This window comes from Streptomyces sp. MBT53, assembly GCF_016654115.1.
Lineage (GTDB): Bacteria > Actinomycetota > Actinomycetes > Streptomycetales > Streptomycetaceae > Streptomyces.
Map to the genome: position 1 here is coordinate 42,790 of NZ_JAEQAZ010000030.1, position 20,068 is coordinate 62,857.

A 20,068-nucleotide genomic window follows, 5' to 3' on the forward strand; every position below is an offset into this window, starting at 1 on the left:
TACGCCATGACCACCACCCAGAGCCCCGAGGCCGTACCCAAGGCGACGGGGGCGCCCGCCGTCTCCACCGCCGTGCTCGTGCAGAACGCCGTCATCAAGTACGGCTTCATCTTCGTCACGGTCGCGCTGTTCCTGTACTTCGCGCTGACCGAGGGCTCCTTCCGCGAGTCGGCGACCCTCCTCGACACCCTCCGGTACGTCTCCGTCGCCGCGATCCTCGGCCTCGGCGTCACCCTCACCATGGCCGTCGGCGGAATGGACATGTCCGTCGGCGCGGTCGCCGGGCTCGGTGTCACCGTCGCCGCGAAGACGATGGTGACGTACAACCAGGTCGGCACGGTCGCGATCCTCGCCGTCATCGCGGCGGGCGCGCTCGCCGGACTCCTCAACGCCCTGCTGATCGTCGTGATGAAGATCCCGGACATGCTGGCCACCCTCGGCACCATGTTCGTCATCCAGGGCACCAAACTCATCCTGGTCGACGGCCAGTCCATCTCCGCAGGAATGACCCAGTCCGACGGCACCACCGCCCCCGGCAAGTTCACCGCCGGCTTCCTGCGCATCGACCGCGGCACGCTGTTCGGCATCCCCATCTCGGTGGTGATCTTCGGCGCGCTGACGGTGATCGCCTGGGTGTTCCTGGCCCGCACCCGCTGGGGCCGCGTGCTCTACGCGATCGGCGCCAACCCGGAGGCGTCCCGCCTGGCGGGCATCCGCGTCGGCGCGTACCGGGCCCTGGCCTACGTCCTCTCCGGCGTCCTCGCCTCCATCGGCGGCCTGATCCTGGCGTCCCGGATCGGGCAAGGGGACGTGTCCGCCGGTACGTCACAGCTGCTGGAGGCGGTCGCCGTCGCGCTGGTCGGTACCTCGGTCCTCGGCCGGGGCCGCCCGAACGTCTGGGGCACGGCGTTGGGTGCGGTACTGATCGGCATCATCACCACCGGCCTGACGATCAAGGGCCTGCCCTACTACACCCAGGACGTCGTCGAGGGCGCGGTCCTCATCCTCGCCCTGGTCTTCAGCTTCACCCTGTCCAAGCGCCGCACCGCATAAGGAAGTTCGAGGAGTTCGTACGATGGGCTACCGCATCCTGGAGACCGACGACATCCCGGCGTACCTGCACGAGCGCGGCCACTGGGCGGACGTGACCGACATCCAGGTCCGCGAGGTGTCGGACGGCAACATGAACCGGGTGTTCCTCGCGGCGAACGCCGACGGCAGCCACAGCCTCGCCGTCAAGCAGGCGCTGCCGTGGGTGCGGGTCGCCGGCCCCTCCTGGCCGATGAGCCCCGAGCGCGCCGACGCCGAGGCGCGGGCGTACGAGCAGGTGGCCCGCGTGGCCCCCGACAAGATCCCGGCGATCCACGGCTACGACGCCGACAACTACGCCCTCGTCATGGAGGACATGTCCGACCTGGAGGTGCTGAGGACAGTCCTCAACGAGGGCGCGTCCTACGGCCCGGACACCTCGGCGCGGATCGGCGAGTTCGTCGCGCAACTCGCCTTCGCGACCAGTGACTTCGGGATGGAGTCCGCCGACCGCAAGGCGCTGATCGCGGCCTCGGTGAGCCCGGAACTCTGCAAGATCACGGAAGACGTGGTGCTGTCCGAGCCGTACATCGAGCACGAACACAACCACTGGCTCCCGGAGTTGACCGACCTGGCGGCCGAGTTCCGTGCCGACGCCCGCCTGCGCACGGAGGTCGCGGACCTCCGGTACACGTTCATGACCAGCGCGCAGGCACTGCTCCACGGTGACCTGCACACCGGCAGCGTGATGGTCGGCGAGCGCGAAGGCGCCCCGGTGGTACGGGTCTTCGACCCCGAGTTCTCCTTCGTCGGCCCGATCGGCTACGACCTCGGGCTGTACTGGGCCAATGTGCTGGTGTCGGAGGAACGGGCGCGTGAGCTGGGCACGTTGTCCGACCACGGCGACCAACTCCGGCTGTCCTGGGCGGCGTTCGAGACCGAGTTCCGCCGCCTGTGGCCGACCCGCGTCGACACCTTCTTCGACGACGCCTACCTCGACCGCTTCCTGCGCCGCGTCTGGACCGACTCCGTCGGCTACGCCGGCACGGAGATCGTCCGCCGCGTCATCGGCTTCGCCCACCTGACCGACCTGACGACCCTGCCGGACCCGGCACCGGCGTCCCGACGGGCACTGCTGCTGGGGCGCGAACTGATCGTGCGGCGCGAGGAGTTGACGTCACCGGAGGCTGTCCGGGCGGTGGTCTGAGTCCGGGCGGGAACCGAGGGATCCCCCTGCCTGCACCGACCGATCCTGCGGCTCGCGCGGTCGCGACGGCCCGTCCGCCGGGCGATCCGTGACCGCCGGGGGCGTAGCGCGGCCCGCCAAGTGTGACTGGAGTCGCTGGTGGCGGAATTCGAGACCCGCGCCGGACTGTCGTAGGACACCACGGCGGTGGGCGTCCTCCAGGAACGTCATCAGGCGCCACGGCATCCGGCCCGTCGCCGCCAGCCAGGCGCGGGCGACGGTGAAGCGGCCCCAGGCGCTCAGCGCGAGGGCCGCCGAGCCCAGGGGCAGCCACAACTGGGTGCCGATGTGCACCAGGCCGCCCCAGTCGCCCGGCAGCGTCACCACCGGGACGCACACCGCGGCCACCAGCAGCGCCACCAGGCCGCCGCGGGTGAAGGACGCCGTACGGTCCGTACGCAGGGACGAAGCGGGGCCGGCCGCGCGCATGACGTCCGACGGGACGCTCAGCGCGCGGTAGACACCGCACACGCAGCCGCCCACGATCCCGACCAGCACCCCGCCTGCCATCAGCGGCGGCAGACAGCGCTGGAGTACGCCCGACGGCGGGCCCGCGGTGAGCCAGGCGCGGGCCGCCTCCGGCAGCACGGACCGCAGGTTCGCCGCGTACGCCGTCGTGGTCGTGTCGTCCGTGAGGTTCAGGCGGGTCACCACCGCGCCGTTCCGGGACTCGAAGACCGTGCGCCGTGCGGTGAAGGGGACGCATCGGCGGTCGGCGAGGAGGGGAATCGCGCAGTCGGGGGGTCGGGTGCCCTCGGGGTAGGCGATCGGCCGGGCGCCGTTGCCGGGGAGGAGCAGTGTGCCGTGCAGCTCACGGTTCGTGGCTGCCGTTCGCAGGCCGGGGTGTTGCGTGAAACTCCAGCCGTCGATCGTCCGGCCCGAAAGGGCGTCTGTGGAACCGGACTTGAGCAGGGTCACCCCGGCCGCCGTCAGCCCCGCGACCGTGCAGGCCGTGACCCCGATCAGCAGTGCGGCGGCGGTGCCCCGGACCGCGCCCGCCGCGAACCGTCGGGCGACGCGGCCGGACCGGGGCGCGTGCGCGAGGTCCTGCCCGGCCCGGCGGCCACCGCTCATCAGCAGGGCCGCGCCCGCTCCCGCGCAGGTGATGCCGACCAGACCGGTCCAGGGGTTGCCGGACCGGCCGGTCGCCACCGCGCACGCCAGGGCAAGGCCGCCCAGCAGCAGTACGGCCCCGCAGACCCGGGCCACCGCGCGGCCCGCGCTGCCGCTCCACGGCAGTGAGAGCGGCACCGGGTGGCGGGACAGCCCGGCGATGCCGAAGAAGAGGGTGAAGAGGAGCGAGAACAGGCAGCCGCCGAGCAGATCGGGCACCCAGCCGTCCGTCACCGCGCCGAAGCGGAAGCCGAACCGCAGGTCGTCGGCGTAGGCGAAGCCCGCCCACAGCAGTGCGCTCACCCCGGCGGTGATCAGCGTTTGACGAGCCAGGGTGCGGCGGTTCGGCGGGGTGTCTCCGGACGGGAGCAGGAACGCCTCTCCGAACGCGAAGCCCACGGTCTGTCCGACGAGGGTGGCGAGTACAGACGCGAGATCCTCCACGCCGGCCAGTTCGTTCGCCGCGCGCGCCACCGTCACCGGCAGCACCACCAACGACAGCATGGCCAGCGCCAGCAGTCCCGGTGCCAGGACGGAGACGGCCCGCGGCAGCATCGACTCCAGCTCCCACCACGCCAGCCGCCCGGTGCCGCGCCGCTCCAACGCCCTTGCCAGCAGGGTGAGTCGGCGCACCGCGTCGGAGGTGGCCGCCGGTCCTGAGTCCGCGAACGCGGCGGGCACGAACGCCCCGAGCAGATGTTCCTCGACGGCCTCCACGGTCGGGAAACGGTCCGGGTCCAGGAGTTCGGACGGGTCGCGGGACGTGTCGCCGTAGACCGCGCGGGCCAGTGCCACCATCAGGGGAGTGGTGAGCGCCCGTGCCGCCGGGCAGTCCGGCCGGGCCGTGAGTTCCCGCAGCACGGGTGTCCACACGGTGCCCGGCGCACCCTCCCCAGGGCGTAACGGCCGTGCCGTGCGCTCCAGATGGGCCCCGGCCTGCGCGAGGCAGAGCGGGCGCAGTTCGACCACCTCGGCGGCGGTCAGCACATCGCCCTCGGTCACCGCCTTCGCCCACGCCTCGGCCCGGCTGGTGAGCAACAGCGGGAGATCGTCGTCGAGTTCGGCGTTGATGCGGCGCACGGCCTCCCCGTAGACGGGGCGGGAGAGTTCGTCGAAACCGTCGAGGACCGGCAGCACGAGGCCCGCGTCGAGGAGACCCCGGGCGAGGGTGTGCCGTCCTTCGGCCACGGCGGCCAGCGGGCGGTGCTCGGCGGCCAGCCGCTCGGCGAGCCAGTCGCGCAGCCCGGTCCGGCGTGGGTCCCAGCCCGCCAGCGGGAAGATCACCGGGACCGGGCCGCCGGACCGCCGCGCGGCCAGCCGGCCGAGCACGAACCGCATCGCCAGCACACTCTTGCCCGACCCCGGACCGCCCAGCACCACCAGCCGCCGCCCGGGCAGCGCGGCGAACGACCCGGTGACGTCCTCGATCCGCTGGCCACGGGGCGCGGGCAGCGGCCGGCCCCGCCTGATGTTCTCCGGGTGATCGGCCAGCCACCGCTCCGCCGGAGCCCAGGCCACGTCCAGCGGAGCCGGGTCCTGCAGCCGCCGCAGCCTCGCCTCGGCGGACCACTGCTCCCGTACGGCCTCGGCGAGCGCGTCGGCGGCCCGTCGGCGGTCCTCGTCGGCCGAACGCGGGGCCGGATCGGCGTCGCCGCGCAGCACATCGGCGACGAGCGCCGCGATCGACACGAACGCGCCGATCGCCGACACCATCACCCCTGCCGTGGCCGCGTCGCTCCACCACAGCCGCAGCACCCCGGCCAGCGCCGCGAGCGCGCCCCCGCACACGGCGAACCCGAGGCGCCGCCGGACCCGCGCGCTGTGCCATCCACCTTGCATACGACCGCTGCTCCCCGGGCCGGACCCCATGGCCCGACCGCTGTGTCGGAAGCCAACTGTTCTAACGGCCGGACGGGCCACGAACCGCCGGTCGCCAACTCGTGTGAGGGAGCGCGCGGAATCATCCGAGGGGCGTGCGGAAGCGTGAATCACCGGAGGGGCATGGGCTGTTGGCACGTGTGAGCAGCATGCGCGGACACGGCGGAGGGGCGGCTCCCGGCACGACCGAGGGGCGGCTCCCGGTCGGGAACCGCCCCTTCGGTGTCGTAGCGACTACTTCTTGTCGAGCAGGTCCTGGACCTTCGCGCGGACCTCGTCCGTGGCCAGGCCGCGGATCGTCAGGGTGGTGCGGCGGCGCAGGACGTCGTCCTGGGTCTCCGCCCACTCGTGGTCGCGGGCGTAGACGACCTGCGCCCAGATCTCGGGGGCGTCGGGGTGGACGCGCTGGCCCAACTCCGGGTTCTCGTTGGCGAGTCGGGCGATGTCGAAGGCCAGCGAGCCGTAGTGCGTGGCCAGGTGCTTCGCCGTGTCGGCCGCCATGCGCGGGCCCGGGGCGGGGTTGTCGACGAGGAGGCGGTGGGCGACCGCGCGCGGGTTGGCGACCCCCGGCAGCGGGAGCTTCTTCGGGAGGGAGGAGATCGGCTCGAAGTCCTCGCCGAGCGGGCGGCCGGGGAGGGCCTCCAGCTTCTGCATGACCGTACGGCCGATGTGCCGGAACGTGGTCCACTTGCCGCCCGCGACGGACAGCATGCCGCCCTTGCCCTCGGTCACCACCGTCTCGCGCTTGGCCTTCGCCGTGCTGCCCGGGCCGCCAGGCAGGACGCGCAGACCGGCGAAGGAGTACGTGATCAGGTCACGGGAGAGCTGCTGGTCGCGGACCGAGAACGCGGCCTCGTCCAGGATCTGGGATATGTCCTTCTCGGTGACCGAGACGTCCGCCGGGTCGCCCTCGTACTCCTCGTCGGTCGTGCCCAGCAGCAGCATGTCCTCCCAGGGGAGGGCGAACGTGATGCGGTACTTGTCGATGGGGGTGGCGAGAGCCGCCTTCCACGGAGCCGTCCGCTTCAGGACCAGGTGCGCGCCCTTCGACAACCTGATTGACGGAGCCGCGTTGGGGTCCTCCATCTTGCGCAGGTGGTCGACCCACGGGCCGGTCGCGTTGAGCACCAGGCGGGCGCTCACGCCGAACTCGTCGCCGGAGGTCGCGTCGCGCAGCTCCGCGCCGGTGACGCGGCCCTGGGTGAAGCGCAGGCCGGTGACCTGGGCATGGTTGAGGACGACCGCGCCCGCCTCGACGGCCGCGCGGACCGTCATCAGCGCCATGCGGGCGTCGTTCATCTGGTCGTCGCCGTACACGGCCACGGCCTTGAGGTTCTGGGTGCGCAGCTCGGGCACGTCCTGCGCCGCCTTGGCGGGGGACAGGAGATGGCCGACGCCGTCGCCGAACGCGGAGAGCGCGGAGTAGGCGAAGACACCCGCCCCGAGCTTCGCCGCACCGTGCGGACCGCCCTTGTACACGGGCAGGTAGAAGGTGAGCGGGTTCGCCAGGTGGGGGGCCACCTGGCGGGACACCGCACGGCGTTCGAAGTGGTTCTCCGCCACCAGCTTCACCGCGCCGGTCTGCAGATAGCGCAGACCGCCGTGGAGGAGCTTGGAGGAGGCGGAGGAGGTGGCACCGGCGAAGTCGCCGGCGTCGACCAGGGCCACCCGCAGCCCGGACTGCGCGGCGTGCCAGGCGGTGGAGATGCCCAGGATGCCGCCGCCGATGACGAGGAGGTCGTACGTCGCCTTGGAGAGCTGCTCCCGGGTCTCGGCCCGGCTCGGGTTCGAGCCGGAGGCCGGGTGCGTACCGAGGGCAGGCACGGACTGCAGGGTGGACTGACTGGTCATGTGGGGTTCTTACTCCTCGTCGTCGAGCCAGCCCATGGTCCGCTCCACGGCCTTGAGCCAGCTCTTGTACTCACGGTCGCGCTTCTCCGCGGCCATGTTGGGGGTCCACTCGGCGGCCCGGCGCCAGTTGGCGCGCAGGTCGTCGGTGCTGGTCCAGAAGCCGACGGCCAGACCGGCGGCATAGGCGGCGCCGAGGCAGGTGGTCTCGGCGACCATCGGGCGCACCACGGGGGCGTCGACGAAGTCCGAGAGCGTCTGCATCAGCAGGTTGTTGGAGGTCATGCCGCCGTCGACCTTGAGCGCGGCGAGCTCGACGCCGGAGTCCTTCGTCATGGCGTCCGTGATCTCACGGGTCTGCCAGGCGGTGGCCTCCAGGACGGCACGCGCGAGGTGCGCCTTGGTGACGTACCGGGTGAGGCCGGCGATCACACCGCGGGCGTCGGAGCGCCAGTACGGGGCGAACAGACCGGAGAAGGCCGGCACGAAGTAGGCGCCGCCGTTGTCCTCGACCGAGAGCGCGAGCGTCTCGATCTCGGCGGCGGTGGAGATCAGGCCCATCTGGTCGCGCATCCACTGCACCAGCGAACCGGTGACGGCGATCGAGCCCTCCAGGGCGTAGACCGGCGCGTCATTGCCGATCCGGTAGCCGACCGTGGTCAGCAGGCCCGAGTAGGAGTTGATGATCTTCTCGCCGGTGTTCATCAGCATGAACGTGCCGGTGCCGTACGTGGACTTGGCCTCGCCCTCGGCGAAACAGGTCTGGCCGAACAGGGCCGCCTGCTGGTCGCCGAGCGCGGAGGCGACCGGGATGCCGCCGAGCAGCTCGCCGAGGCGGCCGCCGGTGACCTCGCCGTAGACCTCGGCGGAGGAGCGGATCTCGGGGAGCATGTTCAGCGGGACGCCAATGGACTCGGCGATCTTGTCGTCCCATGCCAGGGTGTGCAGGTTCATCAGCATGGTGCGGGAGGCGTTGGTGACGTCGGTGTAGTGCTTGCCGCCGTTGACACCGCCCGTCAGGTTCCAGATGACCCAGCTGTCCATGGTGCCGAAGAGGATGTCGCCCGCCTCGGCGCGCTCCCGCAGGCCCTCGACGTTGTCGAGCAGCCAGCGGGCCTTGGGGCCGGCGAAGTACGAGGCGAGGGGGAGGCCCGTCTCGCGGCGGAAGCGGTCCTGGCCGACGTTGCGGCCCAGCTCCTTGCAGAGCGCGTCGGTGCGGGTGTCCTGCCAGACGATGGCGTTGTGGACGGGCTCACCGGTGTTCTTGTCCCAGAGCAGCGTGGTCTCGCGCTGGTTGGTGATGCCGATGGCCTTGATGTCGTCGCGGGTGATGCCGGCCTTCTCGATGGCGGAGGCGACGACCTCCTGGACGTTGGTCCAGATCTCGGTGGCGTTGTGCTCGACCCAGCCCGGCTTCGGGAAGATCTGCTCGTGCTCCTTCTGGTCGACGGAGACGATACGGCCGTCCCGGTCGAAGACGATGCAGCGGCTGGAGGTCGTGCCCTGGTCGATGGCCGCGATGAACGGTCCGGCGGTGTGCGCGTCGGTCACTGTGTGCTCCTGAGGGGTTCCGTGGTCATGAGGACTGGTTCTACGGCTGCTTCGGTGCTCGGAAGTGCTTGGAATTCTGCTTCTAAGCAAAAGCGAGGTTGTAGATACCCGCAGCGATCGCGCCGCCGATCAGCGGACCGACCACCGGGATCCACGCGTAGCTCCAGTCGGAGCCGCCCTTGTTGGGCAGGGGCAGGAGCGCGTGCACGATGCGCGGGCCCAGGTCACGGGCCGGGTTGATCGCGTAACCGGTCGGGCCGCCGAGCGACAGACCGATCGCGACGACCACGAAGGAGGTGATCAGGGCGCCCAGGACGCCGAGGCCGTTGCCCTTGTCGTTGAGACCCTGCGTCAGGATGGCGAGGATCAGGACGACGGTGCCGATGATCTCCGTGGCGAGGTTCTGCACCACGTTGCGGATCTCGGGGCCGGTGGAGAAGATGCCCAGGACCGGGCCCGCGCCCTTCTCCTCGGCCTCGACGGCCTTGGCCGCCGGCTCGCCGACGATCTCCTTGTCGGTCAGGTGCGCCTGGAACTGGCCGTAGTAGGCCACCCAGACGAGCGTCGCGCCGATCATGGCGCCGAGCAGCTGGCCGCCCCAGTAGATCGGGACGTTGTCCCAGCCACCGTCCTTGATCGCGAGTGCGAGCGTCACGGCCGGGTTGAGGTGGGCACCGGAGAGCGGTGCCGAGATGTACACGGCCGTCATGACGGCGAAACCCCACCCGAAGGCGATGGCGAGCCAGCCGGCGTTACGTGCCTTGGAGGCCTTCAGCGTGACGGCGGCGCAGACGCCACCGCCGAGCAGGATGAGTACGGCGGTACCTATGGTCTCGCCGATGAAGATGTCGGAGCTGGACACCCGCGACTCCTTTGTCCTTCGTCCAGGGAAGCCGAACCCCGGGTCCCGCCGGGGGTTCGTGCGCCCTCGGGGGTGAGAGCGATGCCGGCCTTTGGCGTTGCCACACTCTAGCGCGTATTGCCGGTAGGTGTTCGACAATGCCGACCGATGGACGGGAGTCTTGCTCCGGGGTTACAGGCGCGTCAAGAGTGCTGTTATCGAAAACACGATCGTTATTGATTGGCATGAGCTATCGGTCTCGTGGCCGATGCGCACGGCAGTCAGGCGGACACCGTGTGTGGTGATTTGACGTTTTGGCCGACTTTGACGTCCAGAGTACGACTAATGCCGGAACGTCCCCATGACGTTCCGGTGAGTTCTCGCTGTGAATCAGGTGAGGTCGGACTGTGGAACCGCTGAGCTCAGAACCGCCCGGCGCCCAGGTCCCGCGACACCGCGCGGGCACAGTCCCGTACCGCGGCGATCAGCTCGGGCCGCAGCGCGCCGTCCTCGTCGGGCCGGCACAGCCGCTCCACGGCGCCCGTGATGCCGACCGCGCCGACCGGCATGCGCCGCCGGTCGTGGATGGGCGCGGCGATGGACGCGACGCCCTCCCAGGTCTCCTCGACGTCGGCCGCGTACCCGCGCGCGCGGGTGACGTCCAGGACGTGCTCGAAGTCGGCCAGCTCGGACACCGTACGCTCGGTGAAGGGCTTGCGGTCGGCCTCGAGCACCTCGCTGTGTGCGACCGGGTCGTAGGCCGACAGCACCTTGCCCAGGGCCGTGGAGTGCAGCGGCTGCATGGCGCCGATCTCCAGGACCTGCCGGCTGTCGTCGGGCCGGAAGACGTGGTGGACGATCAGGACGCCCTGCTGGTGCAGGACGCCCAGGTGCACGCTCTCGCCGCTGGAGCGGGCCAGGTCGTCCGTCCACACCAGGGCACGCGCGCGTAGCTCGTGCACGTCGAGGTACGTGGTGCCCAGGCGCAGCAGTTCGGCGCCCAGCTGGTAGCGCCCGGAGGCGTCGTCCTGCTCGACGAAGCCCTCCTGCTGGAGGGTGCGCAGGATGCCGTGGGCCGTGCCCTTGGCCAGGCCGAGCGACGAGGCGATGTCCGAGAGGCCGAGCCGTCGCTCGCCGCCCGCGAGCAGGCGCAGCATCGCGGCCGCCCGTTCGAGCGACTGGATGTTCCGTGCCATCGCCGTACTGCCTCCGTCCCGTTCGACCGCCGATGCGCGACGCTGCCGCCGCCGTTCGGCAATGTCGAACACTACCGGTCCATGCCGACCTCCCGCCAATGGTCGGTCGACACCTGTTACGTCACTCGTCGCGAGAACCTAGACGGGGTTGATCCGCCCGTCACCCCGGTCCGCCCCATGGACGTGCCGAGCATTCTCCCGCCCGACCCCGTTACCCTGGCGGCGTGCAAGCTCCCCGGGCACTTCCGTGAGAGGTTCCCAGGGAAGCCGCAAAGCCGACAGCCGTCGCACTCCAGGGAGCCCCTTCATGGCCTCGTCGCCACTGACCCCTTCTGCCGACAGCCGGACCCGTGTGTCCGAGCTCCGAGAGGCACTCGCCACCCGCGTGGTGGTCGCCGACGGAGCCATGGGCACCATGCTCCAGGCGCAGGAGCCCACTCTCGACGACTTCGAGAATCTCGAAGGCTGCAACGAGATCCTGAACATCACCCGCCCGGACATCGTCCGCTCGGTCCACGAGGAGTACTTCGGCGCGGGCGTCGACTGCGTCGAGACCAACACCTTCGGCGCCAACCACTCCGCCATGGCCGAGTACGACATCGCCGACCGCGTCCACGAACTCTCCGTGGCCGGTGCCCGCATCGCCCGCGAGACCGCCGACGACTTCGCCGCCCGCGACGGCCGCCGCCGCTGGGTCCTCGGTTCCATCGGCCCCGGCACCAAGCTGCCCACCCTCGGCCACATCGGCTACGCCACCCTCCGCGACGGCTTCCAGGCGAACGCCGAGGGCCTCCTCGCCGGTGGCGCCGACGCCCTGATCGTGGAGACCACGCAGGATCTCCTGCAGACCAAGTCGTCGATCCTGGGCGCCCGCCGCGCCATGGAGGCGACCGGCGTCGACGTGCCCCTCCTGGTCTCGATGGCCTTCGAGACCACCGGCACCATGCTGCTCGGCTCCGAGATCGGCGCCGCGCTCACCGCGCTCGAGCCCCTCGGTATCGACATGATCGGCCTGAACTGCTCGACGGGCCCGGCCGAGATGAGCGAGCACCTGCGCTATCTCGCCCGCCACTCCCGCACCCCGCTGCTGTGTATGCCGAACGCGGGCCTGCCCATCCTCACCAAGGACGGCGCCCACTTCCCGCTCGACCCCGAGGGCCTGGCGGACGCCCAGGAACACTTCGTGCGGGACTACGGCCTGAACCTGGTCGGCGGCTGCTGCGGTACGACCCCCGAGCACCTGCGCCAGCTCGTCGAGCGGGTCCGCGAGGCCACCCCCGTCGAGCGCCACCCCCAGCCCGAGCCGGGCGCCGCCTCGCTCTACCAGACCGTCCCGTTCCGCCAGGACACCGCCTACATGGCGATCGGCGAGCGCACCAACGCCAACGGCTCGAAGAAGTTCCGCGAGGCCATGCTGGAGGCCCGCTGGGACGACTGTGTGGAGATGGCCCGCGACCAGATCCGCGAGGGCGCCCACATGCTGGACCTCTGCGTGGACTACGTGGGCCGCGACGGCGTCGCCGACATGGAGGAACTGGCCGGCCGCTTCGCCACCGCCTCCACCCTGCCCATCGTGCTCGACTCCACCGAAGTCCCGGTCATCCGGGCCGGGTTGGAGAAGCTCGGTGGCCGCGCGGTCATCAACTCCGTCAACTACGAGGACGGCGACGGCCCCGAGTCCCGCTTCGCGAAGGTCACCAGGCTGGCGCAGGAGCACGGCGCCGCGCTCATCGCGCTGACCATCGACGAGGAGGGCCAGGCCCGCACCCCGGAGCACAAGGTCGCCATCGCCGAGCGGCTGATCGAGGACCTCACGACGAACTGGGGCATCCACGAGTCGGACATCCTCATCGACACCCTGACCTTCACCATCTGCACCGGCCAGGAGGAGTCCCGCGGCGACGGCATCGCCACCATCGAGGCCATCCGCCGGCTCAAGGCCGCTCACCCCGACGTCCAGACCACGCTCGGCCTCTCCAACATCTCCTTCGGCCTCAACCCGGCCGCCCGCGTCCTGCTCAACTCCGTCTTCCTCGACGAGTGCGTCAAGGCGGGCCTCGACTCGGCGATCGTGCATGCCTCGAAGATCCTCCCGATCGCCCGCTTCACCGAGGAGGAGGTGCAGACCGCCCTCGACCTCGTCTACGACCGCCGCGCCGAGGGCTACGACCCGCTCCAGAAGCTGATGGCCCTCTTCGAGGGCGCCACCACCAAGTCCCGTACGGCGGGCCGCGCCGAGGAACTGGCCGCCCTCCCGCTGGACGAGCGGCTCAAGCGCCGGATCATCGACGGCGAGAAGAACGGCCTGGAGACCGACCTAGCCGAGGCACTGGAGACCCGCCCCGCCCTCGACATCGTCAACGCGACGCTCCTGGACGGCATGAAGGTCGTCGGCGAGCTCTTCGGCTCCGGCCAGATGCAGCTGCCGTTCGTGCTCCAGTCCGCCGAGGTCATGAAGACCGCGGTCGCCTACCTCGAACCGCACATGGAGAAGTCGGACGCCGAGGGCAAGGGCACCATCGTGCTCGCCACCGTGCGCGGCGACGTCCACGACATCGGCAAGAACCTCGTCGACATCATCCTGTCCAACAACGGCTACAACGTCGTCAACCTCGGCATCAAGCAGCCCGTCTCCGCGATCCTCGAAGCCGCCGAGGAGCACCGCGCCGACGTCATCGGCATGTCGGGTCTCCTGGTCAAGTCGACGGTGATCATGAAGGAGAACCTCCAGGAGCTCAACCAGCGCAAGATGGCCGCCGATTACCCGGTCATCCTCGGCGGAGCAGCCCTGACCCGTGCCTACGTCGAGCAGGACCTGCACGAGATCTACGAGGGCGAAGTCCGCTACGCCCGCGACGCGTTCGAGGGCCTGCGCCTGATGGACGCCCTCATCGGCGTCAAGCGGGGCGTGCCCGGCGCGAAGCTGCCCGAGCTCAAGCAGCGCAGGGTGCGGGCGACAGCGGCCGTCACGGAGGTCGAGGAGCGCCCGGAGGAGGGTCACGTCCGCTCCGACGTCGCCGTCGACAACCCGATCCCCACCGCGCCGTTCCGCGGCACCCGGGTCATCAAGGGCATCCAGCTCAAGGAGTACGCCTCCTGGCTGGACGAGGGTGCCCTCTTCAAGGGCCACTGGGGCCTCAAGCAGGCCCGTACGGGCGAGGGACCGACGTACGAGGAGCTGGTGGAGACCGAGGGCCGCCCCCGGCTGCGCGGCCTCCTGGACCGGCTCCAGACCGACAACCTCCTCGAAGCGGCCGTCGTCTACGGCTACTTCCCCTGCGTGTCCAAGGACGACGACCTGATCATCCTGGACGACGAGGGCAACGAGCGGACCCGCTTCACCTTCCCGCGCCAGCGCCGCGGCCGCCGGCTCTGCCTGGCCGACTTCTTCCGGCCCGAGGAGTCCGGCGAGAAGGACGTGGTCGGCTTCCAGATCGTCACCGTCGGCAACCGCATCGGCGAGGAGACCGCCAAGCTCTTCGAGGCCAACTCCTACCGCGACTACCTCGAACTGCACGGCCTGTCCGTCCAGTTGGCCGAGGCGCTCGCCGAGTACTGGCACGCGCGCGTGCGCTCCGAGCTGGGCTTCGCCGGCGAGGACCCCGCGAACGTCGAGGACATGTTCGCCCTCAAGTACCGGGGCGCCCGCTTCTCCCTCGGCTACGGCGCCTGCCCCGACCTGGAGGACCGCGCGAAGATCGCCGACCTGCTGGAGCCCGAGCGCATCGGCGTCCACCTGTCGGAGGAGTTCCAGCTGCACCCGGAGCAGTCGACGGACGCGATCGTCATCCACCACCCCGAGGCGAAGTACTTCAACGCACGTTGATCGGATAAGTCGTACACTGGTCGGTCCACCGCAGGCCGGTCGCCTCTCTGTGAAAAAGAGGCGGCCGGCCTGATCGTCCCTCAAGGAGGTGCGCCAGGATGACCAGCACGGTTCCCGCGCTCGGAACCCGTACGGCCGAAGGCTCCGCGCTTCAGGCCGTACTCCTCGACATGGACGGCACCCTGGTGGACACCGAGGGCTTCTGGTGGGACGTCGAGGTCGAGGTCTTCGGCGCCCTCGGACACACCCTCGACGACTCCTGGCGCCATGTCGTGGTCGGCGGCCCCATGACCCGCAGCGCCGGCTTCCTGATCGAGGCCACCGGCGCCGACATCACCCTCGCCGAGCTGTCCGTCCTGCTCAACGCCGGTTTCGAGGACCGCATCGGGCGGGCCCTGCCGCTGATGCCGGGCGCCGCCAGACTCCTGGCCGAGCTCTCCGAGTACGAGATCCCCACCGCCCTGGTCTCCGCCTCGCACCGGCGCATCATCGACCGCGTCCTGACCACGCTCGGCCCCCAGCACTTCGCGCTGACGGTCGCCGGCGACGAGGTGGCGCGCACCAAGCCGCACCCCGACCCGTATCTGTTCGCCGCCGCCCGCCTGGGCGTCGACCCGGCCCGCTGCGCGGTCGTGGAGGACACCGCGACCGGTGTCGCGGCGGCGGAGGCGGCGGGCTGTCTCGTGGTGGCCGTACCGTCCCTGCAGCCCATCGCACCGGCCGCCCGGCGCACCGTCGTGACCTCGCTGGAAGTCGTCGACCTGGCATTTCTGCGAGGACTGATGACCGACCGATGACGGAAATGCGCCAGCCGTTCACCGAGCGTGCAAAGTCCAATGGGAAATGAATTCACACTTGGTCGACCGGTCGAATTCCGTTGCTCTCCAACCGAGTTGACCGTGTGAGGTTCCCCACGTGCACGAGAGTCGACATCGCGGCCGTCCTGTGCTGTTCACCCCATTTCTGAGGCCGATCACGCACCGTTGTGTCCCGATTGGTGAAACGCTGCACTAATCCTTCCGTCGGCGGGTTTTCGGTCTGTCCACAGCTGGTTCCGCAGCGTGATGGGAACTCAACTACGGTGGCCGCGAACCCCTGTGCGGGTCCGGACTAATCTCAAGGCGAGAACATCGCCCTATGCCCCCGTGATCGGCGTCACCACCCTATGCATGCCGGGTACACGGAATCGAACAGCTCTGGAGAACTTCGAGCATGAACCGCAAGACTTTGGTGCTGCCGGCCGTCGTCGGCCTGCTCGCGCCGGTGCTCGCCGCCTGTGGCGGCTCCGGCAGCGGGAGCTCCGGCGGCGGAGCGATAGTCGTCGGCACCACGGACCGGTTCGAGGCGACGAAGGACGCTCCGGCGCCGCTGGACCCCGCCTACGCCTACGACGTCGGCACCTGGAACATCCTGCGCCAGACCGTGCAGACCCTGATGATCCAGCCCAAGGGCGAGGGCGACCCGGTCCCCGAGGCCGCCGAGAAGTGCGGCTTCACCGACACCGGCAGCGAGCGCTACGCCTGCACCCTGCGCGAGGGTCTGAAGTTCGCCAACGGCGACAAGATCACCGCGGCCGATGTGAAGTACTCCATCGACCGTGCGATGCGCATCAAGGCCGACAGTGGTGTCTTCGCCCTGCTGTCGACCGTCGACACCGTCGAGACCCAGGGCGACCGCGAGGTCATCTTCCACCTGAAGACGGCCGACGCCACCTTCCCGTACAAGCTGTCCACCCCGGTCGCCGGCATCGTGAACCCCGACGACTACCAGAAGGACAAGCTGCGCGACGGCTTCAGCGTGGACGGCTCCGGTCCGTACACGCTCTCGGTCGCGCAGAAGGACGACGCGATCACCACGGCCACGTTCACCAAGAACCCCAATTACAAGGGGACTCTGGCGGTGAACAACAGCAAGGTCGAGATGCGCTCCTTCGCGGACGCCACCTCCATGGGCACCGCGCTGAGCAAGGGCGACATCGACGTGATGACGCGCACCATGTCGCCGGAGCAGATCCAGAAGCTCGGCGACGACTCGAACGGCGACATCGACCTCGTCGAGATGCCCGGCCTCGAAATCCGCTACCTCGCCTTCAACACCGACGCCGCGAGCGTGAAGACGAAGGCCGTGCGCGAGGCGATGGCCCAGCTCATCGACCGCGGCGAACTCGTCTCCAAGGTCTACGGCACCGAGGCCGAGCCGCTCTACTCCATGGTCCCCGCGACCATCACCGGCCACTCGAACTCGTTCTTCAACAAGTACGGCGACCCGAGCGTCACCAAGGCCAAGTCCCTGCTGACCAAGGCCAACATCACCACCCCGGTGAAGATCACGCTGCACTACACGACCGACCACTACGGCCCGGCCACCAAGGAAGAGTTCGAGCAGCTGCGGTCGCAGCTCAACAACAGCGGCCTGTTCGACGTCACGATCAAGGGCGAGCCCTGGTCCACGTTCGTCCCGGCCGAGCGCAAGGGCTCGTACGACGTCTGGGGCATGGGCTGGTTCCCCGACTTCCCCGACGCCGACAACTACCTCGCGCCGTTCCTCGACACGGACAACTTCCTGAAGCTGCCGTACAACAACTCCGAGATCATCAAGACCCTGATCCCGGAGTCCCGTCAGGAAGCGGACCGGCTCGCCGCCGCCAAGAGCCTGACCACCATCCAGGACATCGTCGCCACGGACGTCCCGCTGATCCCGCTCTGGCAGGGCAAGCAGTACGTCGCCGCCCGCGACGACATCACGGGCACCGCGTACGCGCTCAACTCCTCCTCGACCCTGCAGCTGTGGGAGCTCGGCCGCGGAGTCTGACCGCCTGACAACGCAGTGAGCAGTTCCATCAGTGGCCGGTCCCGCCCCTCGCGGCGGGGCCGGCCACTGGCCTGTTGACTCGGCAGGAGCCGAACTCGCCCCGCAGACACGGAGAGGGCGCCCCTGTCAGGAAGGGGCGCCCTCTCCGCTCGTGCCCGGTCTGCTACGTGCTACGGCGTCTACTGCGCGCCGGGGCGCACCAGTCCGCTCTCGTACGCGTACACCGCCGCCTGCACCCGGTCGCGCAGGCCCAACTTGGTGAGGACGTGCCCCACATGCGTCTTGACGGTCGTCTCGCTGACGAACAGATCGGCGGCGATCTCCGCGTTCGACAGCCCGCGCGCCACCAGCTTCAGCACCTCGACCTCACGCTCGGTCAGCGTGTGCAGGGCGTCCGGCACCGGCTCGTCACCGGACGGCAGATGACCGGCGTACTTGTCGAGCAGCCGCCGCGTGATGCTCGGCGCGAGCATGGCCTCGCCGGCGGCCACCACCCGGATCGCCTGCACCAGCTCGTTCGCCGGCGCGTCCTTCAACAGGAAGCCACTGGCAGCGGCCCGCAACGCCTCCACCACGTACTCGTCGAGGTCGAAGGTGGTCAGCACCAGCACCTTCGCCGGGCCGTCCCGCCCGGGGCCGGTGATCTGCCGGGTCGCCTCCACCCCGTCCATCCGCGGCATACGGATGTCCATCAGCACGACATCGGGCTGCAGAGCCCGCACCTGGTCGAGCGCCTGCAGACCGTCACCGGCCTCACCGACGACCGCCAGATCCTGCTCGGCCTCCAGAATCATCCGGAACCCGGTGCGCAGCAGCGGTTGGTCGTCGACAAGTAGGACGCGGATGGCCACGTGAGTCTCCTTCGCTAGCCCGGCCCCATTCTGCCCTGCGCGACAGGTGACTACCCGACCGGGCCGACGGGGCCCACCGGGAGGGCGCGGGCCGCTGACTTCGGGGTCGGTGCAGGAGCGGGCCGGTGTGCGTCGCCTCGTGGGCTGAAGCGTCGCCGGCTGCCACTAGCCCCCTGTGGAGTCACCGTCCGCTGCCGTGCCCTCGGTCGGGACGCCGTCGGCCGGCCGCACCGGCAGCGGATACGGCGGGGGAGTGCCGCCGAACTCCGGGCACACCGCCTGGTGGTCGCACCAGCCGCACAGCTTGGTCGGCCGGGGCCGCCACTCGCCCGTCTCCGTGGCCAGCCGGATCGCCTCCCACAGCGCCAGCAGCTTGCGCTCCACCCGCTCCAGATCCGCGAGAACGGGGTCGTAGGTCAGCACGTCCCCGCTGCCCAGGTACACCAGCTGGAGCCGCCGCGGCACGACCTGCTTCAGCCGCCAGACCACCAGTGCGTAGAACTTCATCTGGAACAACGCGCCCTCGGCGTACTCCGGCCGAGGCGCCTTGCCCGTCTTGTAGTCGACGATCCGCACATGACCCGTCGGCGCCACGTCGACCCGGTCGATGATCCCGCGCAGCTTCAGCCCCGAGTCCAACTCGGCCTCGACGAACATCTCGCGCTCGGCCGGCTCCAGCCGCGTCGGATCCTCGAGGGAGAACCAGCGCTCCACCAGCCGCTCCGCCTCCCCGAGCCAGCGCGCCAACCGCTCGCCCTCCGGATCGTCGGCGAACAGCTCCACGACCTCCGGCCGGGTCTCCCGCAACCGGTCCCACTGCCCAGGGATCAGCGACTTCGCACGCGGCGCCGTACGCTCGGCGGCCGGCGCGTCGAAGAGCCGCTCGAGGACCGAGTGCACCAAGGTCCCCCGGGTCGCAGCCTCGCTGGGCTTCTCCGGCAGCCGGTCGATCACCCGGAACCGGTACAGCAACGGGCACTGCATGAAGTCGCTGGCACGCGAGGGGGACAGCGAAGCCGGCGCTATGGCGACCCGCTCGACCACGCCCGCCGTCCCCGCCTCCACTGCCGCTTCCGCGCCCGGCCCCGCCGCCGCGCCCTCGTCGCCGACTGTCCCCGCGACGCCCTCCGCACTCGTCTCCATGCCCACAGACCTTACGGCCCGCCACTGACAGTGACCCGCCCCCGGCCGACACGCCTGCGACAGCCGGGGAAACACGGGGGGTGCCGGGGCGGAACGCGTCGCGACCGCCGCATACCATCGACCCGAGACCCCTCCGCCCGGCTGGCGCGGAGGACGCTTCGAACGAGGGGACACCGTGGACGAGAGCGGCGGCAGCGCACAGCCGCGGTCCGGCAACGACGAGCCGACCGAACACGCCACGGGTGCCACGACCCCGGCCGCCGATCCCGGCACCCCCGGACCGAAACACGACGACACCCCCCACAACGGCACCGAGAGGCCGATCCGGCAGGTCGAGGACCCCGACGGGTCGTCCAAGAACCACACGCAGCCGACCACCTCGCCCGAGTCGGCCACCCCCGACCACTCGGAGACGCCGATTCCGTCCGGAACGACACCGACGGACCGCAACGAGCCGGCCCCGCGATCCGAGCCCGTCCCTAACGACGGCCCGTCGCCGGTGGCGGCCACGCCGCCGACCAGCCCCGCCCCGCAGGCCGACCTCCCGGCGCCGGCAACGGCCACGCCGACCATCGGCTCTGCCTCCCTGCCCAGCGACTCAGCCCCGTCCGACAGCACCTCGGCTGGGGTCTCCGGTACGCCGTCCACCAGTTCCGCCCCCTACGACGGCCCGTCGGCCCCGGCATCGGCCACGCCGTCCGACGACTCCACTCCGCCCGACGGCACGCCGACGGG

General features: G+C 70.4%; 12 protein-coding genes and 1 pseudogene. 6 read left to right on the top strand and 7 right to left on the bottom strand.

Features of this window, described 5'->3' with window-relative positions; all coding sequences use genetic code 11:
• The first annotated feature begins 6 nt into the window (after positions 1-6).
• Positions 7-1,053, top strand: a complete 1,047-nt coding sequence (locus JHN45_RS13975; RefSeq protein ID WP_201049185.1) for an ABC transporter permease — start codon at positions 7-9, stop codon at positions 1,051-1,053.
• 22 nt (positions 1,054-1,075) lie between these two features.
• The gene (gene mtnK, locus JHN45_RS13980) at positions 1,076-2,236 is read left to right on the top strand and encodes an S-methyl-5-thioribose kinase (RefSeq protein WP_201049186.1); all 1,161 of its coding nucleotides are present in this window, start codon (positions 1,076-1,078) and stop codon (positions 2,234-2,236) included.
• Here the strand turns inward: mtnK and JHN45_RS13985 are convergent.
• The 5 genes from JHN45_RS13985 to JHN45_RS14005 form a co-directional block, all read right to left on the bottom strand.
• A complete protein-coding gene (locus JHN45_RS13985; protein WP_201049187.1) occupies positions 2,207-5,227 on the bottom strand; it encodes an NACHT domain-containing protein in 3,021 nt (1,006 codons plus the stop codon). The genes mtnK and JHN45_RS13985 overlap by 30 nt on opposite strands.
• Before the next feature lie 273 nt (positions 5,228-5,500).
• Positions 5,501-7,117: a glycerol-3-phosphate dehydrogenase/oxidase gene (locus JHN45_RS13990; protein ID WP_201049188.1), complete on the bottom strand. Its 1,617-nt coding sequence runs from the start codon at positions 7,115-7,117 to the stop codon at positions 5,501-5,503.
• 9 nt (positions 7,118-7,126) lie between these two features.
• The gene (gene glpK, locus JHN45_RS13995) at positions 7,127-8,665 is read right to left on the bottom strand and encodes a glycerol kinase GlpK (RefSeq protein WP_200709375.1); all 1,539 of its coding nucleotides are present in this window, start codon (positions 8,663-8,665) and stop codon (positions 7,127-7,129) included.
• Between the two features lie 82 nt (positions 8,666-8,747).
• Positions 8,748-9,527 carry an MIP/aquaporin family protein gene (locus JHN45_RS14000; protein WP_200709376.1) on the bottom strand — a complete coding sequence of 260 codons (780 nt, stop codon included), beginning with the start codon at positions 9,525-9,527 and terminating at the stop codon, positions 8,748-8,750.
• 401 nt (positions 9,528-9,928) lie between these two features.
• Positions 9,929-10,702 (bottom strand): IclR family transcriptional regulator, encoded by a 774-nt coding sequence (locus JHN45_RS14005; RefSeq protein ID WP_019066101.1) that lies wholly within the window; start codon positions 10,700-10,702, stop codon positions 9,929-9,931.
• Positions 10,703-11,009: 307 nt separating this feature from the next.
• Between JHN45_RS14005 and metH the strand changes: the two genes are divergently transcribed.
• The 3 genes from metH to JHN45_RS14020 all read left to right on the top strand — a co-directional run bounded on the left by metH (position 11,010) and on the right by JHN45_RS14020 (position 17,339).
• Positions 11,010-14,528: a methionine synthase gene (metH, locus tag JHN45_RS14010; RefSeq protein WP_201049189.1), complete on the top strand. Its 3,519-nt coding sequence runs from the start codon at positions 11,010-11,012 to the stop codon at positions 14,526-14,528.
• A 98-nt stretch (positions 14,529-14,626) separates the two neighbouring features.
• Positions 14,627-15,325 (top strand): HAD family phosphatase, encoded by a 699-nt coding sequence (locus tag JHN45_RS14015; RefSeq protein ID WP_201049190.1) that lies wholly within the window; start codon positions 14,627-14,629, stop codon positions 15,323-15,325.
• A gap of 415 nt (positions 15,326-15,740) precedes the next feature.
• A complete protein-coding gene (locus JHN45_RS14020; protein ID WP_200709379.1) occupies positions 15,741-17,339 on the top strand; it encodes an ABC transporter substrate-binding protein in 1,599 nt (532 codons plus the stop codon).
• Between the two features lie 179 nt (positions 17,340-17,518).
• On the opposite strand, the gene JHN45_RS14025 is transcribed toward JHN45_RS14020, so the two are convergent.
• Both JHN45_RS14025 and JHN45_RS14030 read right to left on the bottom strand, forming a co-directional pair.
• Positions 17,519-18,190, bottom strand: a complete 672-nt coding sequence (locus JHN45_RS14025; protein ID WP_201049191.1) for a response regulator transcription factor — start codon at positions 18,188-18,190, stop codon at positions 17,519-17,521.
• Between the two features lie 165 nt (positions 18,191-18,355).
• Complete coding sequence (locus JHN45_RS14030; protein ID WP_201049192.1) at positions 18,356-19,333, bottom strand: PD-(D/E)XK nuclease family protein; 978 nt, start codon at positions 19,331-19,333, stop codon at positions 18,356-18,358.
• A 175-nt stretch (positions 19,334-19,508) separates the two neighbouring features.
• Between JHN45_RS14030 and JHN45_RS14035 the strand changes: the two are divergent.
• Positions 19,509-20,068 (top strand): annotated as a pseudogene (locus JHN45_RS14035) (hypothetical protein); the annotation flags it as partial.